Origin of the sequence: Aquitalea aquatilis (assembly GCF_005155025.1) — a bacterium.
GTDB lineage: Bacteria > Pseudomonadota > Gammaproteobacteria > Burkholderiales > Chromobacteriaceae > Aquitalea > Aquitalea aquatilis.
On sequence record NZ_CP039731.1, the window covers coordinates 4,110,658 to 4,134,119 of the forward strand.

Sequence of the window (23,462 nt, forward strand, 5' to 3'; positions counted from 1 at the left end):
GGGCGATTCCGGCCAGCCTCTCCATCAATACCATGTTGCGCGTGTTGGCGTCATTTCAAGCTGCCATTCGCATTTGTCGGCTCTTGGCTTTGTGCGATAATCCCCCATCTATTGGTCCCACTACACGCAATTGGAGACAGCATGGCGTCAGAAGACAAGAGCCGCGCATTGGCGGCTGCCCTTGCCCAGATCGAAAAGCAGTTCGGCAAGGGGTCGATCATGCGGATGAGCGACAACCAGATCAATGAAAACCTGCAGGTGGTTTCCACCGGCTCGCTGGGCCTGGACCTGGCGCTGGGTATCGGCGGTCTGCCGCGTGGCCGTGTCGTGGAAATCTACGGCCCGGAATCTTCCGGTAAAACCACGCTGTGTCTGCAGGCCGTGGCCGAAGCACAGAAGCTGGGCGGCACCTGCGCCTATATCGATGCCGAAAACGCACTGGACCCGATCTACGCCCAGAAGCTGGGGGTAAAGGTGGAAGACCTGCTGATTTCCCAGCCGGATACCGGCGAGCAGGCACTGGAAATCTGCGACATGCTGGTCCGTTCCAGCGGCGTGGACGTGATCGTGATCGACTCGGTGGCTGCCCTGGTCCCCAAGGCGGAAATCGAAGGCGAAATGGGCGACAGCCACGTTGGCCTGCAAGCCCGCCTGATGAGCCAGGCCCTGCGCAAGCTGACCGCCAACATCAAGCGCACCAACACCCTGGTGATCTTCATCAACCAGATCCGCATGAAGATCGGCGTGATGTTCGGCAACCCGGAAACCACCACCGGTGGTAACGCGCTGAAGTTCTACGCCTCGGTGCGCCTGGACATCCGTCGCGTTGGCGGCATCAAGAAGGGTGACGAAGTCATCGGTAACGAGACCCGCGTCAAGGTCGTGAAAAACAAGGTATCGCCGCCGTTCCGCCAGGCTGATTTCGACATCCTGTACGGCGAAGGCATCAGCCGCGAAGGCGAAATCATCGAGCTGGGCGTCAAGCATGGCTTTGTTGACAAGTCCGGTGCCTGGTATGCCTATAACGGCCAGAAAATCGGCCAGGGCAAGGACAATACCCGCGAATGGCTGAAATCCAATCCGGCCATTGCCCAGGAAATCGAAGCCAAGATCCGTGACGCCGTCGGCATCAAGGTAGAAATTACCGAGAACGACGAAGAGCTGGCCGACGATACGCTGGACGTGTGAAACGCACCGGCTTGTCGATGGAAAAAAGCCTGAAGGCGCGAGCCGTCGATCTCCTGTCCCGCCGGGAATACACCCGGCGGGAACTGGAGCGGCGGCTCGCGCCGTTTGCCGAAAGCCCAGAGCAACTGGCCACCCTGCTGGACGAACTGGCCGAGCGTAACTGGCAGTCCGATAGCCGTTTTGCCCAGCAGTTTGCCGATATCAAGGGCCAGAAATACGGTAGCCGCCGCCTGCAACAGGAAATGCGCCAACGTGGTGTGGGCAAGGAAGACATCGCCCAGGTACTGGAAGATCGCGACGACCTGAGCCTGGCCCGCAGCCAGTGGGAAAGAAAATTCGGCAGCGTAGCCGACACCCCGCAGGAAAGAGCCCGCCAGATGCGCTTTCTGGCCGCGCGCGGCTTTGGCATGGACATCATCCGCAAGGTGATGGCAGGCAGCCCCATGGATGAAGATTTCCCGCCGGACAGCGCAGACTGAGCGCGGCCGGAGCCGAAGCCCTTGCCAGCCTTGTTGTGGCTTGACACAATCCAGCATGCTCAGCATCAGCCCCCACGCCGATGCCAACGAATTCAATCTCGACGAAAACGACATGAAAACCTCAGAAATTCGCCAGAAATTCCTGGATTTCTTCGCCTCCAAAGGCCACCAGGTAGTAGCTTCCAGTTCGCTGGTACCGTGGGAAGATCCCACCCTGCTGTTTACCAATGCCGGCATGAACCAGTTCAAGGACGTGTTCCTCGGCTTTGACAAGCGCCCTTACAGCCGCGCCACCACCAGCCAGAAATGCGTACGCGCCGGCGGCAAGCACAACGACCTGGAAAACGTCGGCTACACCGCGCGCCACCATACTTTCTTCGAAATGCTGGGCAACTTCAGCTTCGGCGACTACTTCAAGCGTGATGCCATCCACTTCGCCTGGGAATTCCTCACCGGCGAGCAATGGCTGGCGCTGCCCAAGGACAAGCTGATGGTGACGGTATACGCCACCGACGACGAAGCCTTTGATATCTGGAACAAGGAAATCGGCGTACCGGCCGACAAGATTGTCCGCATCGGCGACAACAAGGGCGCGCCCTACGCCTCGGACAACTTCTGGCAGATGGGCGACACCGGCCCCTGCGGCCCGTGTACCGAAATTTTCTACGATCACGGCGAGCACATCTGGGGCGGCCCTCCGGGAAGCCCGGAAGAAGACGGCGACCGCTTCATCGAAATCTGGAACAACGTGTTCATGCAGTTCAACCGCGACGAAACCGGCGCGATGAACCCGCTGCCCAAGCCGTCGGTGGATACCGGCATGGGCCTGGAGCGTATCTCGGCCGTACTGCAACACGTACATGCCAACTACGAGATCGACCTGTTCCAGAACCTGCTGAAAGCCGCTGCCCGTGAAACCGGCGTGCCCTTCAGCATGGACATCCCCTCGCTCAAGGTGATTGCCGACCACATCCGCGCCTGTTCCTTCCTGATTGCCGATGGCGTGATTCCGTCCAACGACGGCCGTGGCTATGTGCTACGTCGCATTATCCGCCGCGCCATCCGCCACGGTTACAAGCTGGGCCAGAAGGGTCTGTTCTTCCATAAGCTGGTGGCTGATCTGGCCGCTGAAATGGGCGATGCCTATCCGGAACTGCGTCAGAAACAGGCCGAGATCGAAGACAGCCTGCGCCAGGAAGAACTGCGCTTTGCCGAAACCCTGGACAAGGGCATGGCACTGCTGGAAACCGCACTGGCCGCCAACAGCAAGGTACTGGACGGCGAAACCGCCTTCAAACTGTACGACACCTTCGGCTTCCCGCTGGACCTGACCGCCGACATCTGCCGCGAACGCGAAGTGGAAGTGGATCAGGCCGGTTTTGACAAGGCGATGGAAGCCCAGCGCGAACGCGCCCGTGCTGCCTCGTCCTTCAAGATGGCCGGCAATGTCGACTATAGCGGTGCCGATACCGTGTTCAACGGCTACGAATCCACCAGCGTGGATGCCAAAGTGCTGGCGCTGTACAAGGGCAATGAAGCCGTACAGCAGCTGGAGGCCGGCGACGAAGGCATCGTGGTACTGGACAACACCGCCTTCTACGCCGAAGGCGGCGGTCAGGTGGGCGATGTCGGTGAAATCTCCGCTCAGGGCGGCGTCGCTGCACTGTTCGACGTGGCCGACACCCAGAAGGTGCAAGCCGCAGTATTCGGCCACAAGGGCCGTCTGGCACGCGGCAGCCTGAAGGTGGGCGACAGCGTGAGCGCCACCATCGACCTGCACCAGCGCGCGGCCACCGCACGCAACCACTCGGCTACCCACCTGCTGCATGCCGCGCTGCGCCATGTACTGGGTGAACACGTGGCCCAGAAGGGTTCACTGGTGAACCCGGAACGTGCCCGCTTCGACTTCGCCCACAACGAGCCGGTATCGGCTGAACAACTGGCGGAAGTGGAGCGCATCGTCAACCGCGTGGTCATCCATAACGTGGAAGTCAGCGTCGGCCACATGTCCTACGACGACGCCATCAAGGCCGGGGCGATTGCCCTGTTCGGCGAAAAGTACGGCGACACCGTGCGCGTACTGAAAATGGGCGACTTCTCCACCGAACTGTGCGGCGGTACTCACGTCAAGCGCACCGGTGACATCGGCCTGTTCAAGATCATTGCCGAAACCGGCGTGGCTGCTGGCGTGCGCCGTATCGAAGCCGTCACCGGCGAAGGTGCCGTGGCACTGGTACAGGCACAGGATGGCGAACTGAAAGCTGCCGCCGCCATCGCTCAGGCCCAGCCGGGCGAACTGCTGTCCAAGCTGGAAAAACTGCAGGCCGAACTGAAAGCCGCGCAGAAACAGGCGCAACAGCTGAAGGGCCAACTGGCACTGGGTCAGCTCGACCAGTTGCTGGCCAGCCAGCAGCAAAGCATCAAGGGCGTGGCTTGCCTGATCTGCAAGATCGAGGACATCGACGCCGCCACCCTGCGCGACATGAGCGACAAGGTGATGGACAAGCTGGAAAGCGGCCTGGCGCTGCTGTCCTGCGTGGCCGACGGCAAGGTCAGCCTGATTGCCCGCGTCTCGAAGGACCTGACCGGCAAGGTCAAGGCCGGCGAGCTGGTCAACCAGGTCGCCCTGCAAGTGGGTGGCAAGGGCGGTGGTCGTCCGGACATGGCACAAGCAGGCGGCACCCAGCCGGAAAACCTAGCAGCGGCGCTCGCCAGCCTGCCGGCCTGGCTGGACGGCAAGCTGTAAACAGCTGACTGTTAGCAAGGATAAAGCCGCGGGGGCATACCCTGCGGCTTTTGTCATTTGCAGCGTTTATACTTTGTTACAGACCGAACGCGGCGAACAATATAGCGCAGCGCCCCTGGGGCAAGCAGGCGCAACGCCGCGCCAGGTTTTTGTTAGCTCAAAATGAGCCATCACCGGAGAGCCTGATCATGACCAGCTGCCGCTCTACCCTTGCCCGGCTAGGCCACACGCTGCTGCTGGCGCTGTGCTTCTGTCTGCCTGGCGCTGCCGTGGCCGACGGCAAGCTGCTGGTGGTGACAGAAAACTCGTCCTGGCTCAGCACCATCGATGCCCAGGGCAATGTCGCCGGGCGCAATACCCAGCTGGTCAAAGACATTCTGGCGCACGCCGGGCTGAAGGCCGATATCCAGGTACTGCCCTGGGCCAGGGCCTATCGCATCGCCGCCACCCGTCCCAATACCCTGATCTACTCCATTGCCCGCACCAGCACACGCGAAAAGCAGTTTGTCTGGCTGGGGCCGCTTGGCCACATGCAGCGGGTTTTCTATCGGCTGAGCAGCGACACCACGGCGGAGCCCCAGTCGCTGGAGCAAGTGAAAAGCTGTTGCAAGGTCTGTGTTGGCAACCACGACGTGCAGGAAGAATTCCTGATCAAAGCCGGTTTCGTGCAAAACAGCCAGTTCCTCACCACCAATAGCCCACAGGAATGCCCGCGACTCTTGCTGAGCGGTGCCGCACAGCTGCTGATTGCCGATCCCGAGCAGCTACGCAGCCAGCTGGCACGTTTGAAAATGCCGGATGAGCAGTTCCAGCCCGTGCTGAACATGCCGCAAGGCGAGGAACTCTACCTGGCGGCCAACCCGCAAACCGACCCGGCCATCGTCCGGGCCATCACCGAGGCCATGCGCCAACTGAAAGCCCATTAGCCAGCTGCCGCAGCCCCTGCGGCAAGCTGCCAGCGCCCTGCATGCCAGCGGCAAAGCCACCCTGCGGGGCGCGGTGGGCCGCCGTGTCAGAAGTCCCTGATATTCAATGCACATTCCCTTTGGCCTGCAAAACTTATATTCCGATTGAATATTCAGCCTGCATTTCCGCCATCCTTGACTCATATCAAAACGATTTATATCGAAATGAAAATAATAAACACCTTCTCACAAGTATTGATGACGGCGGACAGCAGACTCTAGCCGGGTCGGGCCGCGTCAGCAGAATTGTCTGCCGGATTTCCCCTCTGACGGCAATTTTCACGCAAGGAACAGCCATGGCTCTGGTGCTTTACGATGATGGCAATCACAAATGCGTCGCCTTTACCGAACTGGTACAGGGTGAAGGCATCCAGTCCAACCAGTTTGCCATCATCGACAAGGGTGACGGCATGCTGCTGGACCCCGGTGGCAACCTCACCTACAAGCACCTGATCGCCGAACTGGCCGATTACTTCCTGCCCTCGCACACCCGCTATATTTTTGCCTCGCACCAGGACCCGGACATCATCGCCTCGGCCAATGGCTGGCTGCTGATCACCGATGCCCAGATCATCATCGCCCAGGAATGGGTGCGCTTTCTGCCGCACTTCTGTATTCGCGGCGTGACCGAAGGCCGGCTGATTCCCATTCCGCCGCGCGGCATGAATGTCACACTGGGCGAATCCACCCTCAAGGTGGTACCGGCGCACTATCTGCATACCGTCGGCTTCTTCCAGGTGTACGACCCCATCAGCAAAATCCTGTTCTCCGGCGACATCGGCGCTTCGCTGATGGATGGCCACGAAGCCGGCAAACCGGTAAGCGACTTCGACGCCCATCTGATCGACAGCCACATGCTGGGCTTTCACAAGCGCTACATGACCAATAACAAGGCCTGCCGGCTGTGGGTGCAAATGGTGCGCCAGCTGGACGTGGAGTGGATCGTGCCGCAGCACGGCGGCTCGTTCAAAGGCAAGGACATGGTCAAGCGCTTCCTCGACTGGTTTGAAACCCTGGAGTGTGGCACGGACCTGATCACCACCGCCGACTTCACCCTGGATTGAGCGGCACCGCGCATGAACAGTTTCGCCCCTCTGCTTGATCAACTGAGCACCTCGCCCGAGGCGCTGGCCGCCGTGGCCGTATTGCTGCTGCTCATCGGCATGACGCTGCGCACTCTGCTGCGTCGCCAGCCCAGCAGCAACAGCATGCCACGCCGCCCGGATCTGCTGCCCGAAGCCGTCATCCGCCAGCCGGCACGCCCGGCCAAAGAGCCGGAACAGCCGCCGGCAACTGACACCCCACCCGAAGACAGCGAAGACCAGACCCTGTCCTACGAGGTGGACGATCTGGATGCCCTGGCGGAAATCGAGGTTTTTCTTGAGTTCGGCTACCTGGAACAAGCCGCCCTCGCCCTGCGCACCTATGTCGACGGCCCGTCCAGCAATGCACCGGCACATGTCCGCCGCCTGGCCGAACTCTATCTGCAACTGGACTGGATAGACGACTACAGCGACATGCTGGAGCGCCTGCACGAACGCAGCTTGCTGGACCGCCAGCAACTGACCGAGGCGGTATTCGCCGGCCTGCAGCAAGACCCGCAAAACCTGGCCTTGCGCGTACTGGCCGAAAGCCGGCTGGGCTTGGGCATCGAAGAAGTGAACCGGCAACTGGGCGATCAGCTGCCGGCGACGAACAATGAAGACCTGCTGCTGCGCACCGTGATGCAAACCCCGGGCCAGCCGGCCGTGAGTGCGGATGAAGCCGTGCAATTGGCCAGCCAGATGCAGCGGGTACCGCTGCTGGTCGGCCAGGCCGAACTGGCACCGCTCAGCCAGCGCGAAATCGACCTGTTGACCAGCTTGCTGCCAGCGGAGCGGCAAGCGCGCATCCTGCTGGCCTGCCACCAGCCCGCCGCGGCCCTGCCGGCCCTGCAACAGCTGGCCAGCGCACCGGACGCGGCACTGACACGGCTGATCGACACCCTGCGCGCCTGTTATATGACGCGCAACCTGCCGCTGTTCTGCCGCTACCTGTGGCAGTTTCATGTCAGCGTGGGCAATTTCGGTCATCAACTGAAGCAGCAGCTACTGCAGCTGGGCTGCCAGTTGGGTCAGCACCCGCTGCTGCTCGCGCTGGAATCCCAGCCCGACCGGCTGGCACTGGAAGAACTGGGCCGCCGCTTCGCCTACATCCAGCCGGTGAGCACGCCGCCGCAGTGGCGGCAACTGGTGACGGCGGATCACTCGCCGGCTACTGCCAGCCCGCTCGACAACGCCCTGAGCGAGGCCGAACAGTTCATCGAATTCGGCCAGATCGACATGGCCATCCAGACCCTGGAAACCGCCATTCTTGCCAGTCCGGCCGAGGCCCAACTTTATCCGCCACTGCTCAACCTGTACGAACACCTGGGCGACCTGGCCCGCTTCACCTGGCTGGCCAAACAGATAAGGGACCGACTCGCCACACCGCCGGAAGAAATCACCGGCATGCTCGGCCGCTTCGTCCAGACCATGCAACAACGCCTCAACCAGCACCGGCTTGCGGCCTGAGAACCCGGATCATGATGCTCAGCAACGCACCCCAACCCCAGCTCATCACCGTCATGCCGGTGGGCATGGACCCGCGCAAGCTATCGGTCTTCCGCATGGCCTTTCGCATGCACCATTCGCACCAGCTATACCAGTTGCTGGACGAAGCCCCCGGCCATGCGCCCGACCTGGCGATTGTCGATGTCGACAGCGTGGACGGCTGGAATGCCTGGCATGATTTCCGCGCCAGCCACCCGCATCTGCCGGCGCTGATTGTCACCACTACCCCGCCCCGTGCCGGCGAAGCACCGGCTGCCGTGTTGCGCAAGCCGGTGCGCATCGAAACCCTGTTCCCGCAAATGCGCGAACTGCTGGCCAATGACCGCACACCAGCCATCCGGCTCAGCACCGCCGTGTCACAGGCAGCGCAAGCAGCTGCCGTCACGCCGGCCGCCGTGGTGGTGCCGGCCAGTTCTGCCAGTTCCCCAAGTCCCGTCAGTTCCGCCAGCGACCACAGCGCGGCTGCCGCCTATGTGGCCAGCGTGGCACCAACGCTGGACGAGGTCATTACCCTGTCGCAGCAGGCCCACCGTGCCGCCGCGGCCGCCCAGCAACAACAGCAAAGCCCGGCCCCGTCCGACCTGCCGCAACTGATGGATCTGCCCGACCCTGTCCCCGAGGCCGAGCACAGTGCAGACACCGCCACCGCGGAAGTGGTGCGCAGCATGCTGCCGGAGGGCCAGAGCAGCCCGGCCAGCGCTGGCGGCAAGATCAGCTTCGAACGTTTCGACCCCAGCGCCGGCCTGTTCGGCCTGGTGGCACGCCTGCTGCGCCAGCGCACTGCCGCGGTGATCCGGGTGCGCGAAGTCCCGGTGCTGGTATTGCTGCCGGCACAGGACAAGGCGCTGCTGCTGCAGCCACTGGAAACCCTGCAGCCGCTGTGCAGCGCCCCCAGCCATGAGGTCGACCAGCAGCCTTATGCCAACAGTGCGGTCACCCCGTCGCAGCTGGAAATCCGCCCGCAAACCCTGGCCTGGCAGCTGGCCATCTGGACTTGCCGAGGCCGGCTGATGCGCGGCATCGCCACCGACACCCCGATCCGGCTGCGCTACTGGCCCAATCTGACGCGGCTGCCTCCCATTCCGGAGGCCATGCGCATCACGGCTTTTCTGACCCGCACACCGGTCAATCTGAAACTGATTACCCGCCTGCTCAAAGTACCGCCGGAAGATCTGTTCAACTATCTGGCGGCTGCCTACGGCATCGGCATTCTGGATCTGCCCAGCCGCAGCCCCCAGCTGTCGGTCATTTCCACCGAGCCGGTCCGCCCCGGCGGCAAGGTGGAAACGGTGGCAGCCCCCAGCAGCCCGCAGAACAGCAGCCCGGCACCGGCCCCCAGTCCGGCCAAGCCGGCACAGAGTAGCGGCAGATTGCTGTCGCGCCTGCTGAAAAAGGTCATTGGCCTGTAACCAGGAATACGGAATCCCATGCGCGCTTACGATAACAAGATCATCTTCGCCGGCCCGGTTGGTGCCGGCAAAACCACCGCCATCGGTGCCATCAGCGATATCGCACCGGTCACCACCGATGCCCGCGCCTCCGACATGACGCTGAACCGCAAGGACACCACCACGGTAGCGCTGGACTACGGCGTACTGATGCTGGACGAGAGCACCAAGGTGCACCTGTACGGCACGCCGGGGCAAGAGCGCTTCGACTTCATGTGGGACATCCTCAGCCAGGGCGGCATCGGCCTGATCCTGCTGCTGGACAATACCCGCGCCAATCCGGTGAAGGATTTGCAGTTTTTCCTCAATGCCTTCCGCGACATGCTCAAGGCGGCACCGCTGGTGATCGGCGTCACCAAGACCGATCTGCGCGCCACCCCCAGCATTGAAACCTATGCCGCCCTGCTGGAAAAATTCGACATGCGGCCACCCATTTTCGAAATCGATGCCCGCTCGCGCGAGGACGTGAAAAAGCTGGTACTGGCATTGCTGTTCTCCATCGACCCCGGGCTGGAAAGCTGATCATGTCAGACCACCTTTCGCTCAAGGATACGCTCTACCCCATCGCCAGCCCCGCCGGTGCCTACTATGCCGTGTCCAGTCCGGAGCAGGATGCCGCGCGCATTCTGCTGACCCAGATCCTGCGGCTGGGCCATTCCGTACCGCTGACCGAGGCCCTGCTGGAAGAATGGAGTGGCAACGACCTGGGCAAAGGGCTGGAAACCCTGTACCGGCTACAGCGGCTGGAGTTCGTGCACGGCACCGAACAGCCGCGCCCGCCGCTGGCCATCAACCTGGAAAACCAGCTGCCCTCGCTGCTGGCGGCGCTGTCCGGCAACGGGCGCGCCCTGCTGGCCGACGACAACGGCCTGTATTACGCCACCGCCGGCTTTCATCATGAGTCGGCCGAGGAAATCGCCGCCCTGGCCGGCGACATCATTTCGCTGAACCGCCGCCACGCCCTGCTGCTGAAAAACAACCTCAACATCAGCAACCTGGCCTGGGCCATCAGCAATCCGGCCGGCCACAGCGAGCTGGGGTTTTACCCGCTGCATGTCGGGCAGCAATCCTTCGTGCTGGTGATTGGTGGCACACCACGCCTGCAGGACGAACATTTCGTGACGCTGATCGAGCTACTCAGTCGTCGTTACGCTTGAACAAGAAGCAGCCCGCGGCGCGGGCCAAGAATACCCACTGGAGAAAACCATGCGTGAACAGATGCTCAAGTCCATCCTGAGTGACCTTAACGGTGCATCCGCCGATATCGAAGCGTCGGCCATCATCTCATCCGACGGCCTGACCATGGCCGCCCTGCTGCCGCAGGATGTGGACGAAGACCGTGTCGGTGCCATGGCCGCAGCCATGCTGTCGCTGGGCGAACGCACCGCCAAGGAACTGGCACGCGGCGAACTGGAACAGGTGATGGTGAAGGGCGACAACGGCTACATCCTGATGAGCTATGCCGGCCGCGATGCCGTACTCACCGTGATTGCCCGCCGCGAAGCCAAGCTGGGGCTGATTTTCCTCGATGCCAAGCGCGCCGCGCGCAATATCGCCGAAATCCTGTAAGCCCCGCCATCACGGCAGCAGCACCACGGCAGGCGGTTCTCACGCGCCGCCTGCCCGGCCCCCCTGCTAGCGGCCAATCGGCCTGCACCATTCTCAAGCCCGCCACGCACCAGCAGAGACCGGCCCGGTTCAATCCGGTGCATACGCGGCAGTTTATGTAGTGCGTCAACCCTGTCTTAAGCAATCCCTATAAAATAAGCGGCCGAGCCCGCGTGCTGCACACTGCTGCGCACAGCCCCACCTCGCCTCCTTCCTGCCCGTCCCCGCTTGCACCGCCGTGCGCCACCGTCCGCCGCCAGCCTGTTGCCACGGGCTGGGCATGCTTATTGCGTAGTGTTCAGCACAAGCCACCAAGGGGGAATGCGCGATGCACCAGATCACACCGCTAGATCACACCCACTACGACGAGATGCTGGCTGCCGGACAGGATGTCCGTCCGTCCTACCAGCATTTTGCCAGCTGGCTGAACCAGGCAGCACCCGACTGGCTGCGCAACAAGCAGGCCGAGGCCGACACCCTGTTTCGCCGCGTCGGCATCACTTTTGCCGTCTACGGCGACGAAAGCGGAGCCGAACGGCTGATCCCTTTCGACACCATCCCACGCATCATTTCCGCCGCCGAATGGAAAACCCTGGAAGCCGGCTGCATCCAGCGCGTCACCGCACTCAACCGCTTTTTGCATGACATCTACCACGAGCAGGACATCCTCAAGGCCGGCATCATTCCGCCAGAGCAGATCCTCACCAATGCCGGCTACCAGCTGGCCATGCAGGGCATAGACCTGCCGCGCCAGGTGTACGCGCACATCGCCGGGGTGGACATCATCCGCCACAGCGATGGCGGCTTTTACGTGCTGGAAGACAATCTGCGCACCCCGTCCGGCGTCAGCTACATGCTGGAAAACCGCAAGATGATGATGCGGCTGTTCCCCGAGCTGTTCGCCAGCCACGACATCACCCCGGTCGAGCACTACCCCAATATGCTGCTGGACACCCTGCGTGCCGTGGCACCGCCCGAGGTGGACAACCCCACCGTGGTGGTGCTCACCCCCGGCCAGTACAACAGCGCCTATTTCGAACACGCCTTCCTCGCCAGCCAGATGGGGGTGGAACTGGTGGAAGGGCAGGATCTGTTCGTCAAGAACGGCCATGTCTACATGCGCACCACCTCCGGCCCGCAGCGGGTGGATGTGATCTACCGCCGGCTGGACGATGCCTATCTGGACCCGCTGGCCTTCAACGCCGGTTCCATGCTGGGCGTGCCGGGGCTGATGTCGGTCTATCGTGAAGGCCGGGTCAGCGTGTGCAATGCCGTGGGGACCGGCGTGGCGGACGACAAGTCCATCTACCCCTATGTGCCGGACATGATCCGCTTTTATCTGGGCGAAGAACCCATCCTGCACAATGTGCCCACCTGGCAGCTGCGCAAGCCGGAAGATCTGGCCTACGTGCTGGACCACCTGCCCGAGCTGGTGGTGAAGGAAGTCCACGGTGCCGGCGGCTACGGCATGCTGGTCGGCCCGGCAGCTACGCAGGAGGAAATCGCCGCCTACCGGCTGCGCATTCTGCAAGACCCGGCCAACTTCATCGCCCAGCCCACGCTGTCGCTGTCGACCTGCCCCACTTTTGTCGAGGCCGGCATTGCCCCGCGCCACATCGACCTGCGCCCCTTCGTACTGTCCGGCAAGAAAGTGCAGCTGGTGGCCGGCGGCCTCACCCGCGTCGCCCTGCGTGAAGGCTCGCTGGTGGTCAATTCATCCCAAGGCGGCGGTACCAAGGACACCTGGATTCTGAAGGAGGACATCACATGCTGAGCCGAATGGCAGGGTGCCTGTACTGGATGGCACGTGATATGGAACGCGCCGAGAACACCGCGCGCTTGCTGGATGTCAGCCTGCAGATGTCGCTGCTGCATGCCTCATCGCAGGACGACTTGCTGGTGCCGCTGGATGTCACCGGCAGCACCGCCAATTTTCTGCAGCGCCACCGCACCCCCACCCCGCAGACCGTATTGCACTATCTGGCGCTGGATGGCGACAACCCCGGCAGCATCTACAACTGCATGCGCAGCGCCCGCGAAAACGCCCACGTTGTGCGGGTAAAGATCACCTCGGAAATGTGGGAACAGGTCAACGGCACCTGGCTGGAAATGCGCGAGTGGCAACGGCGCGGGCTGGACACCCGCAGCGCATCAACCTTTCTGGAATGGGTACGCGAACGCTCGCACCTGTTTCGCGGTGCCGGCTACGGCACCATGCTGCGCAACGACACCTTCCATTTCTCCCGGCTGGGGACGTTTCTGGAGCGTGCCGACAACACCGCGCGCATTCTCAACGTGAAAACCAAGCAGATCAGCGACAACGAGCCGGAAGCGGAAAACATCCTCGACTACTACCAGTGGGCCGCGCTGCTGCGCTCGGTGTCCGGCTTTGAAGCCTACCGCGACATCTATCGCGACAGCATCACCCCGCAGCGGGTCGCCGAGCTGCTGATCCTGCGCAACGACATGCCGCGCAGCCTGCGCGCCTGCTTTGGTGAAATCAACAAGGTACTGGCACGCATCGAAGGCCAGGCCGGCCGCGCCGCGCGCCGCCGCGCCAGCGAAATCCAGGCCCGGCTCACCTACAGCAGCATCGAGGACATCTTTGCCGACGGGCTGGAACAGACACTGGACAGCCTGATCGACGACATCAATCTGCTGGGCAGCGCAATTCACCACAGCTATCTGGAAACCGCCTGATACCAGGCAACGCCAAAGGATATGGTCATGAGACTCGCTATCAGCCACGAAACGCTGTACCGCTACGACAGCCCGGTGCGCCACAGCACCCAGTATCTGCGCCTGACTCCGCAGGGCGGCAATGGCCTGCGTATTCTGGACTGGCAACTGGAATTGCCCGAGTCGGCCCATCGCAGTACCGACAGCTACGGCAATATCCTGCACGTGCTGACACTGGACTACCCGCACCAGGAAATCCGCATCAAGGTCAGCGGCACGGTGGAAACCGAGGATACCGCACCGGTGTGCGACACCCTGCCGCCACTGTTTTTCCTGCGCCAAACCGAGCTGACCACCCCGGACGAAGCACTGCGCAAGTTTGCTGCCGGCTATCGCCAGCCCACCCCCAGCCTGAGCCAGTTGCAAAGCCTGGTAGAAGGCATACGCGAACACATGCCCTTCCTGCCCGGCGAAACCCAGAGCCACACACCGGCGGCCGATGCCTTTGCCAAGGGTGCCGGCGTCTGCCAGGACCACACCCACGTCTTTCTCAGCTGCGCCCGCCAGCTGGGCATCCCGGCGCGCTATGTCAGTGGCTATGTCTACTCGCCGGCCCACGCCGCCGACCACGTCTCCAGCCATGCCTGGGCCGAAGCCTGGGTAGACGGTGCCTGGCACAGCTTTGACGTGGCCAATGCGGTGGCCGCCAACGAGCATCACCTCAAGCTGGCCATCGGCATGGACTATCTGGATGCCTGCCCGGTACGCGGCGTACGCTTTGGCGGCGGCACCGAAAGCATGAGCGCCCAGGCGCGCGTCTGGCTGGACGGCCAGTAACAAGCCGGCTAGATTGCCTTTAACTCCACCACACAAGTAGCCGCATCATGACTTACTGCGTCGCCATGAATCTGGCATCCGGCATGCTGTTTGCCTCGGACTCCCGCACCAATGCCGGGGTGGACCATGTGTCCACCTTCCGCAAAATGCAGTTTTTCCAGCAGCCGGACGAGCGGCTCTTGGTGCTGCTGTCCGCCGGCAACCTGGCCACCACCCAGAGCGTGGTCAGCCTGCTGCGTCAGCGCGCCAGTGCCGGACGGGACGAGCAGAACATCCTCAACGTCCCCTCCATGTACGATGCCGCCTGTCTGGTGGGCGATACCCTGCGCGAAATCGCCGAGCGCGACGGCCCGGCGCTGAGCCAGTCCAAGATCGAAGTGGGCTGTTCCTTCCTCTTGGGCGGGCAGATCCGCGGCGAGGCACCCCGGCTGTTCAATATCTACCCGCAGGGCAATTTCATCGAAGCCACCCAGGACACACCCTACTTCCAGATCGGCGAAGCCAAATACGGCAAGCCCATCATCGACCGCGTGGTCAACTACCACACCCCGGTGGAAGACGCCGCCAAATGCGCGCTGATCAGCTTTGACTCCACCATGAAGAGCAATCTGTCGGTGGGCCTGCCCATCGACATGCTGGTGTATGACAAGGACGACTTCGGCCCCGGCATCCACCAGCGCATCACCGAGCAAGATCCCTATTTCCAGCAACTGCATACCGGCTGGGGCCAGGCCTTGCGCGAAGCCTTCGCCGCCTTGCCGCCGATGCGCTGGAAGGAATGAGCCGGCAAGAATTGAGATTGGTCAGCCGCATGGCCTATCGGCGATAATGCGCCATTGCCACTGAAAGATGCCCGCCGATGAAACACGCACCGCTGACGGATAACGACTACCAACGCCTGTCCGATACCCTGCAACGCTTCCAGCGCCTGCAGTGCATGAACCTGGAAAAACTGGATGGCTTCTTCACCGCCCTGCTGTGCGGGCCGGAGGCCATCAAGCCCACTGAATGCCTGCCGCTGATTCTGGGCGAGGCCTTCGATGACGAACAGGCCTTCCGCAGCGAAAAGGATCTGGAAAAATTCGTGGCGCTGCTGATGGGCCACTGGCTGGACATCGCCCACACCCTGCAGCAAGGCAGCGAGTTCCAACCCTGGCTGGATGCCGACGCCAGTGGCGTGGTACACGGCAACGACTGGGCCGAAGGCTTTGTCGAAGGCATGCAGCTGCAACAGGACGACTGGAACCTGCTGTTTGACGATGCCGAGCATGCCAGTGCCCTGACGGCCATCATGGCGCTGGCTTTCGAACGCCACCCCGACCCGGAAATGCGCCCCTACATCGACAACAGCGACAGCAGCCAGCGCGAACAATGGCTGGCCGCCATTTCTCCTGCCGTGCAGGAAATCCACCAGTTCTTTGCCGCCATCCGTGCGCAAATGGAAGCCGAGCTGGAACAGGACGAAGCCGACGGCCAGCACTAGGCCGCACAAGGTCCGGCATTATCAAGCAAATGGCAAGACGGCAAACGGGTTTGATTTGAAGTAGACTCAATGGATAGGCTGCTTCATTTCGTTCACCCCGCCACGGCTCACCCTACCACGCCGACCAGCCTGCTCTTGTTGGCGTGCCGGACATCTGCACCATGTTGACCACGCTGCTGCACCTGCCAGTCAGGTTGCTACTCATGCTTGTGCTGGGCCTGAGCTGGAGCGCCACCCTACCAGCCCGCGACATGGGCAACTGGTGCCGCCCCCAGCCCGGACTCCCCGCTGTCGACTCACTGCAACAGCGCGCCATCCGGCAACTGGGCGTGCCGCCAGCACCACTCGCCCACATCCATACCGAAGGCAGCCTGCCGCATCAGGGCATATTCGACCGGAGCGTCAAGGCCAAACGTGACTGGCCGCGCATGCGTGACTTTGCCCTCGCCTGGTATGCCAGCGCCGACCCGCGCTTGCTGGCCGCCCTGGCCCGCTATCTGGATGCCTGGACCGAAAGCTATCAGATCTCGTTCAACCCCATCGACGAAACCGACCTCGACGCGCTGATCGACAGCTATGCCATTACTGCGCGCAGCCTGCCCGCCACCACCCAGCAGCAGACTGCCACTTTTCTGCGCAACATGGCCAAGGGCTACATCCTGCGCATCCGCCAGGCCAAGACACCGCTCAGCGGCACCTTCATCAATAACTGGAACAGCCACCGCATCAAGCTGATCACCCTCAGCGCCGTGGCCCTGCAGGATGAGGCCATGCTGAAAACCGCCGGCGAGCTTTATCTGCAGCACATCGCCAACAATATCAGCGCCCAGGGCGAAACCTGGGACTTCCAGGAAAGGGACGCCCTGCACTACGTCACCTACGATCTGGAAGCGCTGGTACGCGCCGCCATTGCCGCCCGCCAGGCCGGAGAACAATGGCTGGAGCGCAAAGGCCGTCAAGGTGGCAGCCTGCAGCAGGCCCTGGACTGGCTGCGACCGTATGCCGAGGGCCAACTGCAACATCAGGAGTTTGGCCACTCACGCGTCCGCTTCGACTATGTCCGCCGCGAAGCCGGCCTGCCCGGTTTCGCCGGTAGCTGGCAGCCGGCCACCAGCCGTCATCTCTACGCACTGGCAGCCCGCCTGTCACCCGCCTACCGCAGCCCGGTGCTGACCGGCGACACCACCCCGGACTGGATCACCCAATGCTGGCCATGAAGGCAGGGGCAATGCCAGCTCATTAAATTGCATTCGGTCGTGATCAAGCGCTGCTGTTATTCTTTATCAGCCACCCGTCCACACCCATGAAACCAATTGGTGCCGGTTTATTTGCCTTCATCCAAGACAGCAGCAGACGGTCTGCCATTAACAGCCAGGGACTTTAATAATCCGGCACTTTTGCATATGTCATGCTGCTAATTACTATACCCATGCCAACTACTGGGAATTGGCTGTCTACGAATAATTTTTTTGATTTAAACTATTACCGTAATAAATTAAAGAAAAAACATGTTTTGGTATGAAGATCGACTATTTGACTGCCATCTGACATAAAGAAGCATTGACTGTTTGTTCCTGCCAGTTCCTTCAATTAGAATAGATTGTAGAAAAGGGCCGCCATTTTGCGGCCCGTATCTGTTAATAGAGACGAATGAGAACTTTGGACGACAAAAAACCGGATCAACGGCTGCCGGCTGATCTGGCAAGACGCGCTACCGCCATCATTGAGCTGCCGGATGGCGTTCTGGTCACGGCGGCACGCGGCGGTCGCTACAATCTGCCCGGTGGCAAGGCCAGTCGGGGCGAACTGCGCTCCCAGGCCCTGATTCGCGAAATCCGCGAAGAAACCGGCCTGCGCATCAACTCCATGCTTTACCTGTTTGACCACATCACCCCGCATAACGCCCACAAGGTTTACCTGTGCATTGCACAGGGCCAGCCCAAGCCGCAAGGGGAAATCGAACGGATCGCCCTGGTGTCCTCTCCGGATACCGATGTCGACCTGTTTGTCGAAGGCCGCGCCATCCTGCGGCGCTACGCACGCCTGCGCGGCGAGGAAACCGCCAAGGGTCAGGCACTGCGTGCCATCCTGGGGCTGGCGCGCTACATCGCCAAGGTAGACTGAACACGGCCATGCCAGCCAGCACACCCGTCTGGCTGACGCTGGACGAATTCGACTTTCATCACCGCCTGCCGGCACTGCCCGGCAATACGCTGGTCCTGTTCGGCCAGCCGGGCTGCTCTGCCTGTCGCAGCTGGCGGCAGGCATTGAGCCAATGGCAGCCGGCTGCGCTGCAGCAACTGGCCTATGTCGATGTGCAGCAATGCATGGCGCTGGCACACCAGTACGACATCTTCCACCTGCCCACCTTGCTGCTGTTTGTGGATGGCCACTACCACGGCCAGCTGCACAGCCCGCTGCAAGCACAAGCCATCAACCTCGCGCTGGACACGCTGCTGGCCGCCCCGGCCGCAGAAGAGCCCTGAACCCAAGAGCCCTAACCTAGACACAAGCCAGACACCAGCCATACAGCTGTGCCTTGCTTTTGACCCCCAGCTTGAGAAAAGCACGATCAATATAGGTTTTGCAGCTGGACTCCTTGACGCCCAGTTGTACTGCTGCGCCCTGCGCCGACATGCCCTGCAGCAGGCAATGACACATTGCCTGTTCGCGCGGCGACAGGCGAATGCCGGCAGTGGCCAGCCGCTTGTCAAACAGGTGAGGCAAGGATGGCAGCTGGGAGCGACGCAACGATACCGTCAGGCGCGCATGCTGCACCAAGAGCGGCAACAGCAAGACCACCAGCCGTCGTAGCAAGGCCAGCTCATCCAGGGCAAACGGCGCCTGATCGCGCTGCCGGTATAGCGCCAGGGCATACACGCCATCAGCCGCCCGCCCCAGCAGATTGCACTCGGCACTGATCTGATGCCGGCGAAACACATCATCGACATAATCCTGGGCCGCGATATCCTCATGCCGGATCAACACCAGCTGCGGATCCTGCAAGGGCGTTATGTGGGATAGCAGCGGGTCCTGCCGCCAGTGCTTTTCCAGATAGCTTAGCAGTGCCGGTTCGCTGTCCTGTGCGCCATCCTCGCTACGGGAAAACAGCCAGTCCACCGACTGCACCACCGCATCCGCCCCGTGCTGATTGAAGCGGGCCGCACTCAGATGGCACAGGGGTATCCGCGCATGCAACCATTGCCATAGCCGGTGCGGAAAATCCGCCCCGCCCAAGCTGGCCACCAGCTCTGCGGCGGTCTCCAGCGGTATGTGCATCCCCTCGGTCATGCTGCCTCCCCCTGTGCTGTTGTTGTTCTTGTCCCCCCAAGCGAGGACAGCCAGCCCCCGCCCGCTCTGCGACAGTAAGCCCGTCATCAAGCTGTCATGGAGCAAACATGTCGCACGCCATACTGCCACGCGCACTACTCATCGCCGCCTGCACCCTGGGTGCCGCCAGCGCCTCGGCAAGCGAAACACTCAATTTCTTCAACTGGGCAGATTATGCCGGCAAAAACACCGTCAGCGGTTTTGAACGGGAAACCGGCATCAAGGTACGCTACGACCCGTTCGACAGCGAGGAAACCCTGCAAGCAAAAATGCTGGTGGGGCATTCCGCCTACGATGTCGTCGTGCCGTCCTCCGGCTTTCTGCGCAATCAGCTGCAGGCCGGGCTGTACCAGAAGCTGGACAAGAGCCGTCTTCCCAACTGGAAAAACCTTGACCCGCAGTTGATGCAGAAACTGGAAAGCGTGGACCCGGGCAACCAGTATGCCATTCCCTGGACCTGGGGCACGACCGGCCTGGCCATCAACAGCAAGGCACGTCAGTTGCTGGGCCCGGGCGCACCACTGGACAGCTGGGCCATGCTGCTGAATCCGCAATACCTGTCACGGCTGCAAAGCTGTGGCGTGGGCATGCTGGACTCCCCGGCCGACATCGCCGCCATCGCCCTGCGCTATCTGCACAAGGACATCAACAAGGCCAGCAGCAAAGACCTGCAAGAGGCTTTCGAGCTGCTCAAGGGCATTCGCCCCTACATCACCCAGTTCAACAGCAACAGCTATGTCAGCGATCTGGCACTGGGCGACCTGTGCCTCGCGGTCGGCTGGTCCGGCGATGTGCAGCAAGCCAGGCTGCAAGCCCGCAGCAGCAAAAAGCCCTTCCAGATCGACTACATCATCCCCAAAGAAGGCTCGGCGATCTGGTTCGATGTCATGGCCATCCCCAAGGACGCACCCAACCTGAACGCCGCCTACAAGTGGCTCAATTACATCGAAAAGCCCGACGTACACGCCGACATCAGTAACAGCACCTTTTATCTGAGCGCCAACAAGCCGGCCAACGCCCTGGTCAAGAGCGAGATTCGTGACGACCCCGTGGTCAATCCGGATAGCGCCACACTGCAGCGGCTGACGGCAGTACAAGGCCTGCCGCCAGAACTGATGCGCCAGCTCAATCGCCTGTGGGCCAACTTCAAGACCGGCCGTTAAACAGCATATCGGGGACCACACCATGCGCACCATCACCACCTGCTGGCTGGGAGCCAGCCTGCTGGGCGGCCTGCCCTTGCTGGCACAAGCCGACGAGCTGGACACGCTGAAAGCCAGCATCGAAACCATGCAGCAGCAATTGCAGCAACTACAACAGCAACTGCGGCAGGCCCCAACAGCCCAGCCTGCAGCGGTAGCCGACGACTCCACCACCGAGACACGCCAGCAACTGAGCAAGATGGAAATGAAGCTGGACAAGCTGAGCGATGCCGCCGAAAACGGCCCACTGGCCAATCTGTCCATCAGCGGTTATCTGGACCCACTCTATGTATTCAATCGCCAGCAGCACCGTAGCGGCTTCAGCTTCGTCAACCACGACGCGCACTACGCCTATGACAACGCCAACCTGGGAGATGTCTATCTGGACATCAAGAAAAGCTTTGGCAGCGGCCCGATGGCCGCCTACGCCGAAGTCACCATCCAGCCCAATCGGGGCAGCGGCGTCACCACCTCATGGAATGCCAGCAGCGCCAACGACAGCATCATCAACAGCGCCCAGCTAGTTGTTCCGCTAGACCAGCACTGGCAGGTATTTGCCGGGCAGATTCCCTCCTTTGCCGGCTATGAATACGCCACCAGCCCGCAGACGCTGACCATCAGCCACAACCTGCTGTACGACTTCAGCGAACCAGCCTTCTTTGTCGGTGGCGGTGCGCAGTGGATTTCCGGCGCGTGGCTGTGGAAGGGCATGCTGGGCAATGAAGCCGGCCGCACCGAGGCCGCACAGGTCGGGCAGCGCCGCAACAACATCCCATCGTTCAGCTGGCGCATGGATTACCAGTACACCAATAACATCGACATCGGCTGGTCCGGCCTGATCGGCCGTGGCACCGCCGCCAATTACAGCAGCAATGCCGCAGCCTTCCAGCCGGTGTTCTACACCGAGCTGGATATCAGCAGCAGCAATCTCAACGACACCGTCAATGCCCAGCTCGATTACGGCAGTGCCGGCGGCAGCGCGCTCAATGGCGACCGTGCCCAATGGTGGGGCCTGTCCTTGCTGCGGCATCACCGCTTCAACTCTGCCTGGCTGGGCAAGATGGGCTGGACACTGCGCTACGACTATCTGGACAACAGCAAGAACGGTGGCGGCACCCCCAATCTGGCCTTGGGCAGTAGCGGCAATGATGGTGCCAACGGCTTCGGCAGCGACCCGGCCTGTGTCGCGGCCAACGGTGCGGCCAGCTGTAGCGGAGCGAAACGGCAGGACATTACCGCCGCCTTGCTGTTCTACCCCAGCGAGCAACTGCAACTGAAGCTGGAATACCGCCACGACATTGCCAGCCAGCCCACTTTTGATAACAGCAACGGCGGCACCAGCAAGCACAACGATGTGCTGAGCGCCCAGGCTGTCTACAGTTTCTAACGCCGAAAGCCATCCACATGAAACAAGATCTCTACTATCTGTCGGCCAGCGATGCCCTGCGCCAGTTCCGCAACGGCAGCCTGTCACCGGTCACCCTGATGCATGCCCTGCTGGAACGGGCAAGCCGGCAACAGCACACCATCAACGCCACCACCCGCATCCTGCACGACAGCGCCATGCACCAGGCCGAGCAAGCGGCCGAGCGTTACCGCCTGGGTACTGCGCGTCCGCTGGAGGGCATCCCGGTGGCGGTAAAAGAAGAAACCGATGTCGCCGGCTGGCAGAACACCGTAGGCTCGCTGGCCATCGACGACTATATTCCCGAGCACAACCACCCCATCATCGACAAGCTGCTACAAGCCGGAGCCATTCTGCATCTGCAGACCACCAATCCGGAATTCTGCTGCCTGGGCCAAACCTGGAGCCGGCGCTGGGGGGTAACGCGCAATCCGTGGAATCCACGCTACACCTGCTCCGGCTCCAGTGGTGGCAGCGCCGCCGCACTGGCCGCCGGCCTGGCCCCGCTGGCCACCGGCAGCGATATGGCTGGCTCCACCCGACTGCCCGCCGCCTTTCAGGGACTATATGGCTACAAACCGCCGTTTGGCCGGCTGCCCAGTGCCGCTGGCGAGGAGCTGTTTGCCTTTGCCGCAGAGGGGCCGCTGGCACGCCACTTCGATGATCTGGTGCTGATGCAGAACATTCTGGCCGGTCCGCACCCGGACAGCTATGCCACCCTGCCCTACCAGCCGCTACCCAGCCAGTATGCCGACCTGACGGGCTGGAAAATCGCCTGGCACCCCACGCTGGGCAGCCCGGCACTCTGCCCGCAGGTACGGCACAATCTGGAACAGGCCGTGGCCGGGCTACGCCGGCGTGGCGCGGTGGTGGAACAAGTCGACATCTGCTGGGACATGCTGGAAATTTCTCAAGTGCTGCTGGAAGGCATCTTCGGGCTGTTTTTCAGCGAATACCTGCAGGCGCTGCCAGACACCGCCTATCCGCAACTGAGCAGCTATATACAACAGCTGTGGCGCGATTTCCGTGGCAAGCCCGCCTCGGTATCCCGTGCGGCGGAACTGGCAGGCCGGCTGCATCAGGACATGCAGCAAAAGGTATGGGGCCAGGGCTATCAGGCCTTCCTCTGCCCAACCAGCTTCACCACCGAACTGGAGGCCGATCTGGACCCCACGCTGCAAAACAGCATCCTGGTAGACGGCGTGGCACTGGATAGCTATCTGGGCTGGGCGGCCACGCCACCATTCAATCTGCTCAGCCGCTACCCGGCGCTGTCCGTGCCGACCGGCCTGGCGGCAAACGGCGTGCCCACCGGCATGCAGATCATTGCGCCGCCATTCCAGGATGAGGTTGCCTTTCAGGTGGCATATAACCACGAACAGGCGGCCCGGCACGGCCTGTATCGCCAGCACTTCCCGCCGCTGATCGACTAGCCTTGCCACGCAACAAGGGCAGCCCGCAGGCTGCCCTTGTTGTTGATACTCACCCGACCAGCGCGGGC

22 protein-coding genes are annotated in these 23,462 nt (G+C 62.0%); 21 read left to right on the forward strand and 1 reads right to left on the reverse strand.

Annotated features, from left to right (window positions below):
• Positions 1–141: 141 nt before the first annotated feature.
• The 18 genes from recA (at position 142) to FAZ30_RS19185 (ending at position 18,510) form a co-directional block, all read left to right on the forward strand.
• Positions 142–1,188, forward strand: a complete 1,047-nt coding sequence (gene recA, locus FAZ30_RS19100) for a recombinase RecA (RefSeq protein ID WP_124643618.1) — start codon at positions 142–144, stop codon at positions 1,186–1,188.
• 17 nt (positions 1,189–1,205) lie between these two features.
• Entirely contained in the window at positions 1,206–1,667 is a 462-nt protein-coding gene (gene recX / locus FAZ30_RS19105; protein WP_124643617.1) for a recombination regulator RecX, read from the forward strand.
• A 112-nt stretch (positions 1,668–1,779) separates the two neighbouring features.
• Entirely contained in the window at positions 1,780–4,413 is a 2,634-nt protein-coding gene (gene alaS, locus FAZ30_RS19110) for an alanine--tRNA ligase (RefSeq protein ID WP_137010260.1), read from the forward strand.
• A gap of 188 nt (positions 4,414–4,601) precedes the next feature.
• Positions 4,602–5,339, forward strand: a complete 738-nt coding sequence (locus tag FAZ30_RS19115; protein WP_137010040.1) for a substrate-binding periplasmic protein — start codon at positions 4,602–4,604, stop codon at positions 5,337–5,339.
• A gap of 335 nt (positions 5,340–5,674) precedes the next feature.
• On the forward strand, positions 5,675–6,442 hold the full coding sequence (locus FAZ30_RS19120; protein WP_137010041.1) for an oxygen-binding di-iron domain-containing protein: 768 nt from the start codon (positions 5,675–5,677) through the stop codon (positions 6,440–6,442).
• 12 nt (positions 6,443–6,454) lie between these two features.
• The gene (locus tag FAZ30_RS19125) at positions 6,455–7,930 is read left to right on the forward strand and encodes a hypothetical protein (protein WP_137010042.1); all 1,476 of its coding nucleotides are present in this window, start codon (positions 6,455–6,457) and stop codon (positions 7,928–7,930) included.
• An 11-nt stretch (positions 7,931–7,941) separates the two neighbouring features.
• Positions 7,942–9,378 (forward strand): hypothetical protein, encoded by a 1,437-nt coding sequence (locus FAZ30_RS19130; RefSeq protein ID WP_137010043.1) that lies wholly within the window; start codon positions 7,942–7,944, stop codon positions 9,376–9,378.
• An 18-nt stretch (positions 9,379–9,396) separates the two neighbouring features.
• Complete coding sequence (locus FAZ30_RS19135; protein WP_124643613.1) at positions 9,397–9,939, forward strand: GTP-binding protein; 543 nt, start codon at positions 9,397–9,399, stop codon at positions 9,937–9,939.
• Between the two features lie 2 nt (positions 9,940–9,941).
• The gene (locus FAZ30_RS19140) at positions 9,942–10,574 is read left to right on the forward strand and encodes a roadblock/LC7 domain-containing protein (RefSeq protein ID WP_124643612.1); all 633 of its coding nucleotides are present in this window, start codon (positions 9,942–9,944) and stop codon (positions 10,572–10,574) included.
• Between the two features lie 49 nt (positions 10,575–10,623).
• Positions 10,624–10,986, forward strand: a complete 363-nt coding sequence (locus FAZ30_RS19145; RefSeq protein WP_059284502.1) for a roadblock/LC7 domain-containing protein — start codon at positions 10,624–10,626, stop codon at positions 10,984–10,986.
• A 367-nt stretch (positions 10,987–11,353) separates the two neighbouring features.
• Entirely contained in the window at positions 11,354–12,799 is a 1,446-nt protein-coding gene (locus tag FAZ30_RS19150) for a circularly permuted type 2 ATP-grasp protein (protein WP_124643611.1), read from the forward strand.
• On the forward strand, positions 12,793–13,725 hold the full coding sequence (locus FAZ30_RS19155; RefSeq protein WP_124643610.1) for an alpha-E domain-containing protein: 933 nt from the start codon (positions 12,793–12,795) through the stop codon (positions 13,723–13,725). The genes FAZ30_RS19150 and FAZ30_RS19155 overlap by 7 nt, the downstream gene beginning before the upstream one ends.
• A gap of 27 nt (positions 13,726–13,752) precedes the next feature.
• Positions 13,753–14,541, forward strand: a complete 789-nt coding sequence (locus tag FAZ30_RS19160) for a transglutaminase family protein (protein ID WP_137010044.1) — start codon at positions 13,753–13,755, stop codon at positions 14,539–14,541.
• A 47-nt stretch (positions 14,542–14,588) separates the two neighbouring features.
• The gene (locus tag FAZ30_RS19165; RefSeq protein WP_103523430.1) at positions 14,589–15,323 is read left to right on the forward strand and encodes a proteasome-type protease; all 735 of its coding nucleotides are present in this window, start codon (positions 14,589–14,591) and stop codon (positions 15,321–15,323) included.
• Positions 15,324–15,400: 77 nt separating this feature from the next.
• Positions 15,401–16,024, forward strand: a complete 624-nt coding sequence (locus FAZ30_RS19170) for a YecA/YgfB family protein (RefSeq protein WP_137010045.1) — start codon at positions 15,401–15,403, stop codon at positions 16,022–16,024.
• Between the two features lie 161 nt (positions 16,025–16,185).
• Positions 16,186–17,241, forward strand: a complete 1,056-nt coding sequence (locus tag FAZ30_RS19175) for an alginate lyase family protein (RefSeq protein ID WP_124643607.1) — start codon at positions 16,186–16,188, stop codon at positions 17,239–17,241.
• Between the two features lie 433 nt (positions 17,242–17,674).
• Positions 17,675–18,148, forward strand: coding sequence for an NUDIX hydrolase (locus FAZ30_RS19180; RefSeq protein WP_059284509.1), 474 nt, complete (start codon positions 17,675–17,677; stop codon positions 18,146–18,148).
• Positions 18,149–18,156: 8 nt separating this feature from the next.
• Positions 18,157–18,510 carry a thioredoxin family protein gene (locus FAZ30_RS19185; RefSeq protein WP_137010046.1) on the forward strand — a complete coding sequence of 118 codons (354 nt, stop codon included), beginning with the start codon at positions 18,157–18,159 and terminating at the stop codon, positions 18,508–18,510.
• 16 nt (positions 18,511–18,526) lie between these two features.
• Here the strand turns inward: FAZ30_RS19185 and FAZ30_RS19190 are convergent, their stop codons facing one another.
• A complete protein-coding gene (locus tag FAZ30_RS19190; protein WP_168190883.1) occupies positions 18,527–19,315 on the reverse strand; it encodes a helix-turn-helix transcriptional regulator in 789 nt (262 codons plus the stop codon).
• A 107-nt stretch (positions 19,316–19,422) separates the two neighbouring features.
• Here FAZ30_RS19190 and FAZ30_RS19195 point away from each other — a divergent pair, with 107 nt between their 5' ends.
• Genes FAZ30_RS19195 through FAZ30_RS19205 form a run of 3 tightly spaced genes read left to right on the forward strand, consistent with a single transcriptional unit; the run spans position 19,423 to position 23,394 of the window.
• Complete coding sequence (locus FAZ30_RS19195; RefSeq protein ID WP_137010048.1) at positions 19,423–20,517, forward strand: polyamine ABC transporter substrate-binding protein; 1,095 nt, start codon at positions 19,423–19,425, stop codon at positions 20,515–20,517.
• A 22-nt stretch (positions 20,518–20,539) separates the two neighbouring features.
• On the forward strand, positions 20,540–21,943 hold the full coding sequence (locus FAZ30_RS19200; protein WP_137010049.1) for a DUF3138 family protein: 1,404 nt from the start codon (positions 20,540–20,542) through the stop codon (positions 21,941–21,943).
• A 17-nt stretch (positions 21,944–21,960) separates the two neighbouring features.
• Positions 21,961–23,394, forward strand: coding sequence for an amidase (locus FAZ30_RS19205; protein ID WP_137010050.1), 1,434 nt, complete (start codon positions 21,961–21,963; stop codon positions 23,392–23,394).
• Positions 23,395–23,462: the final 68 nt, after the last annotated feature.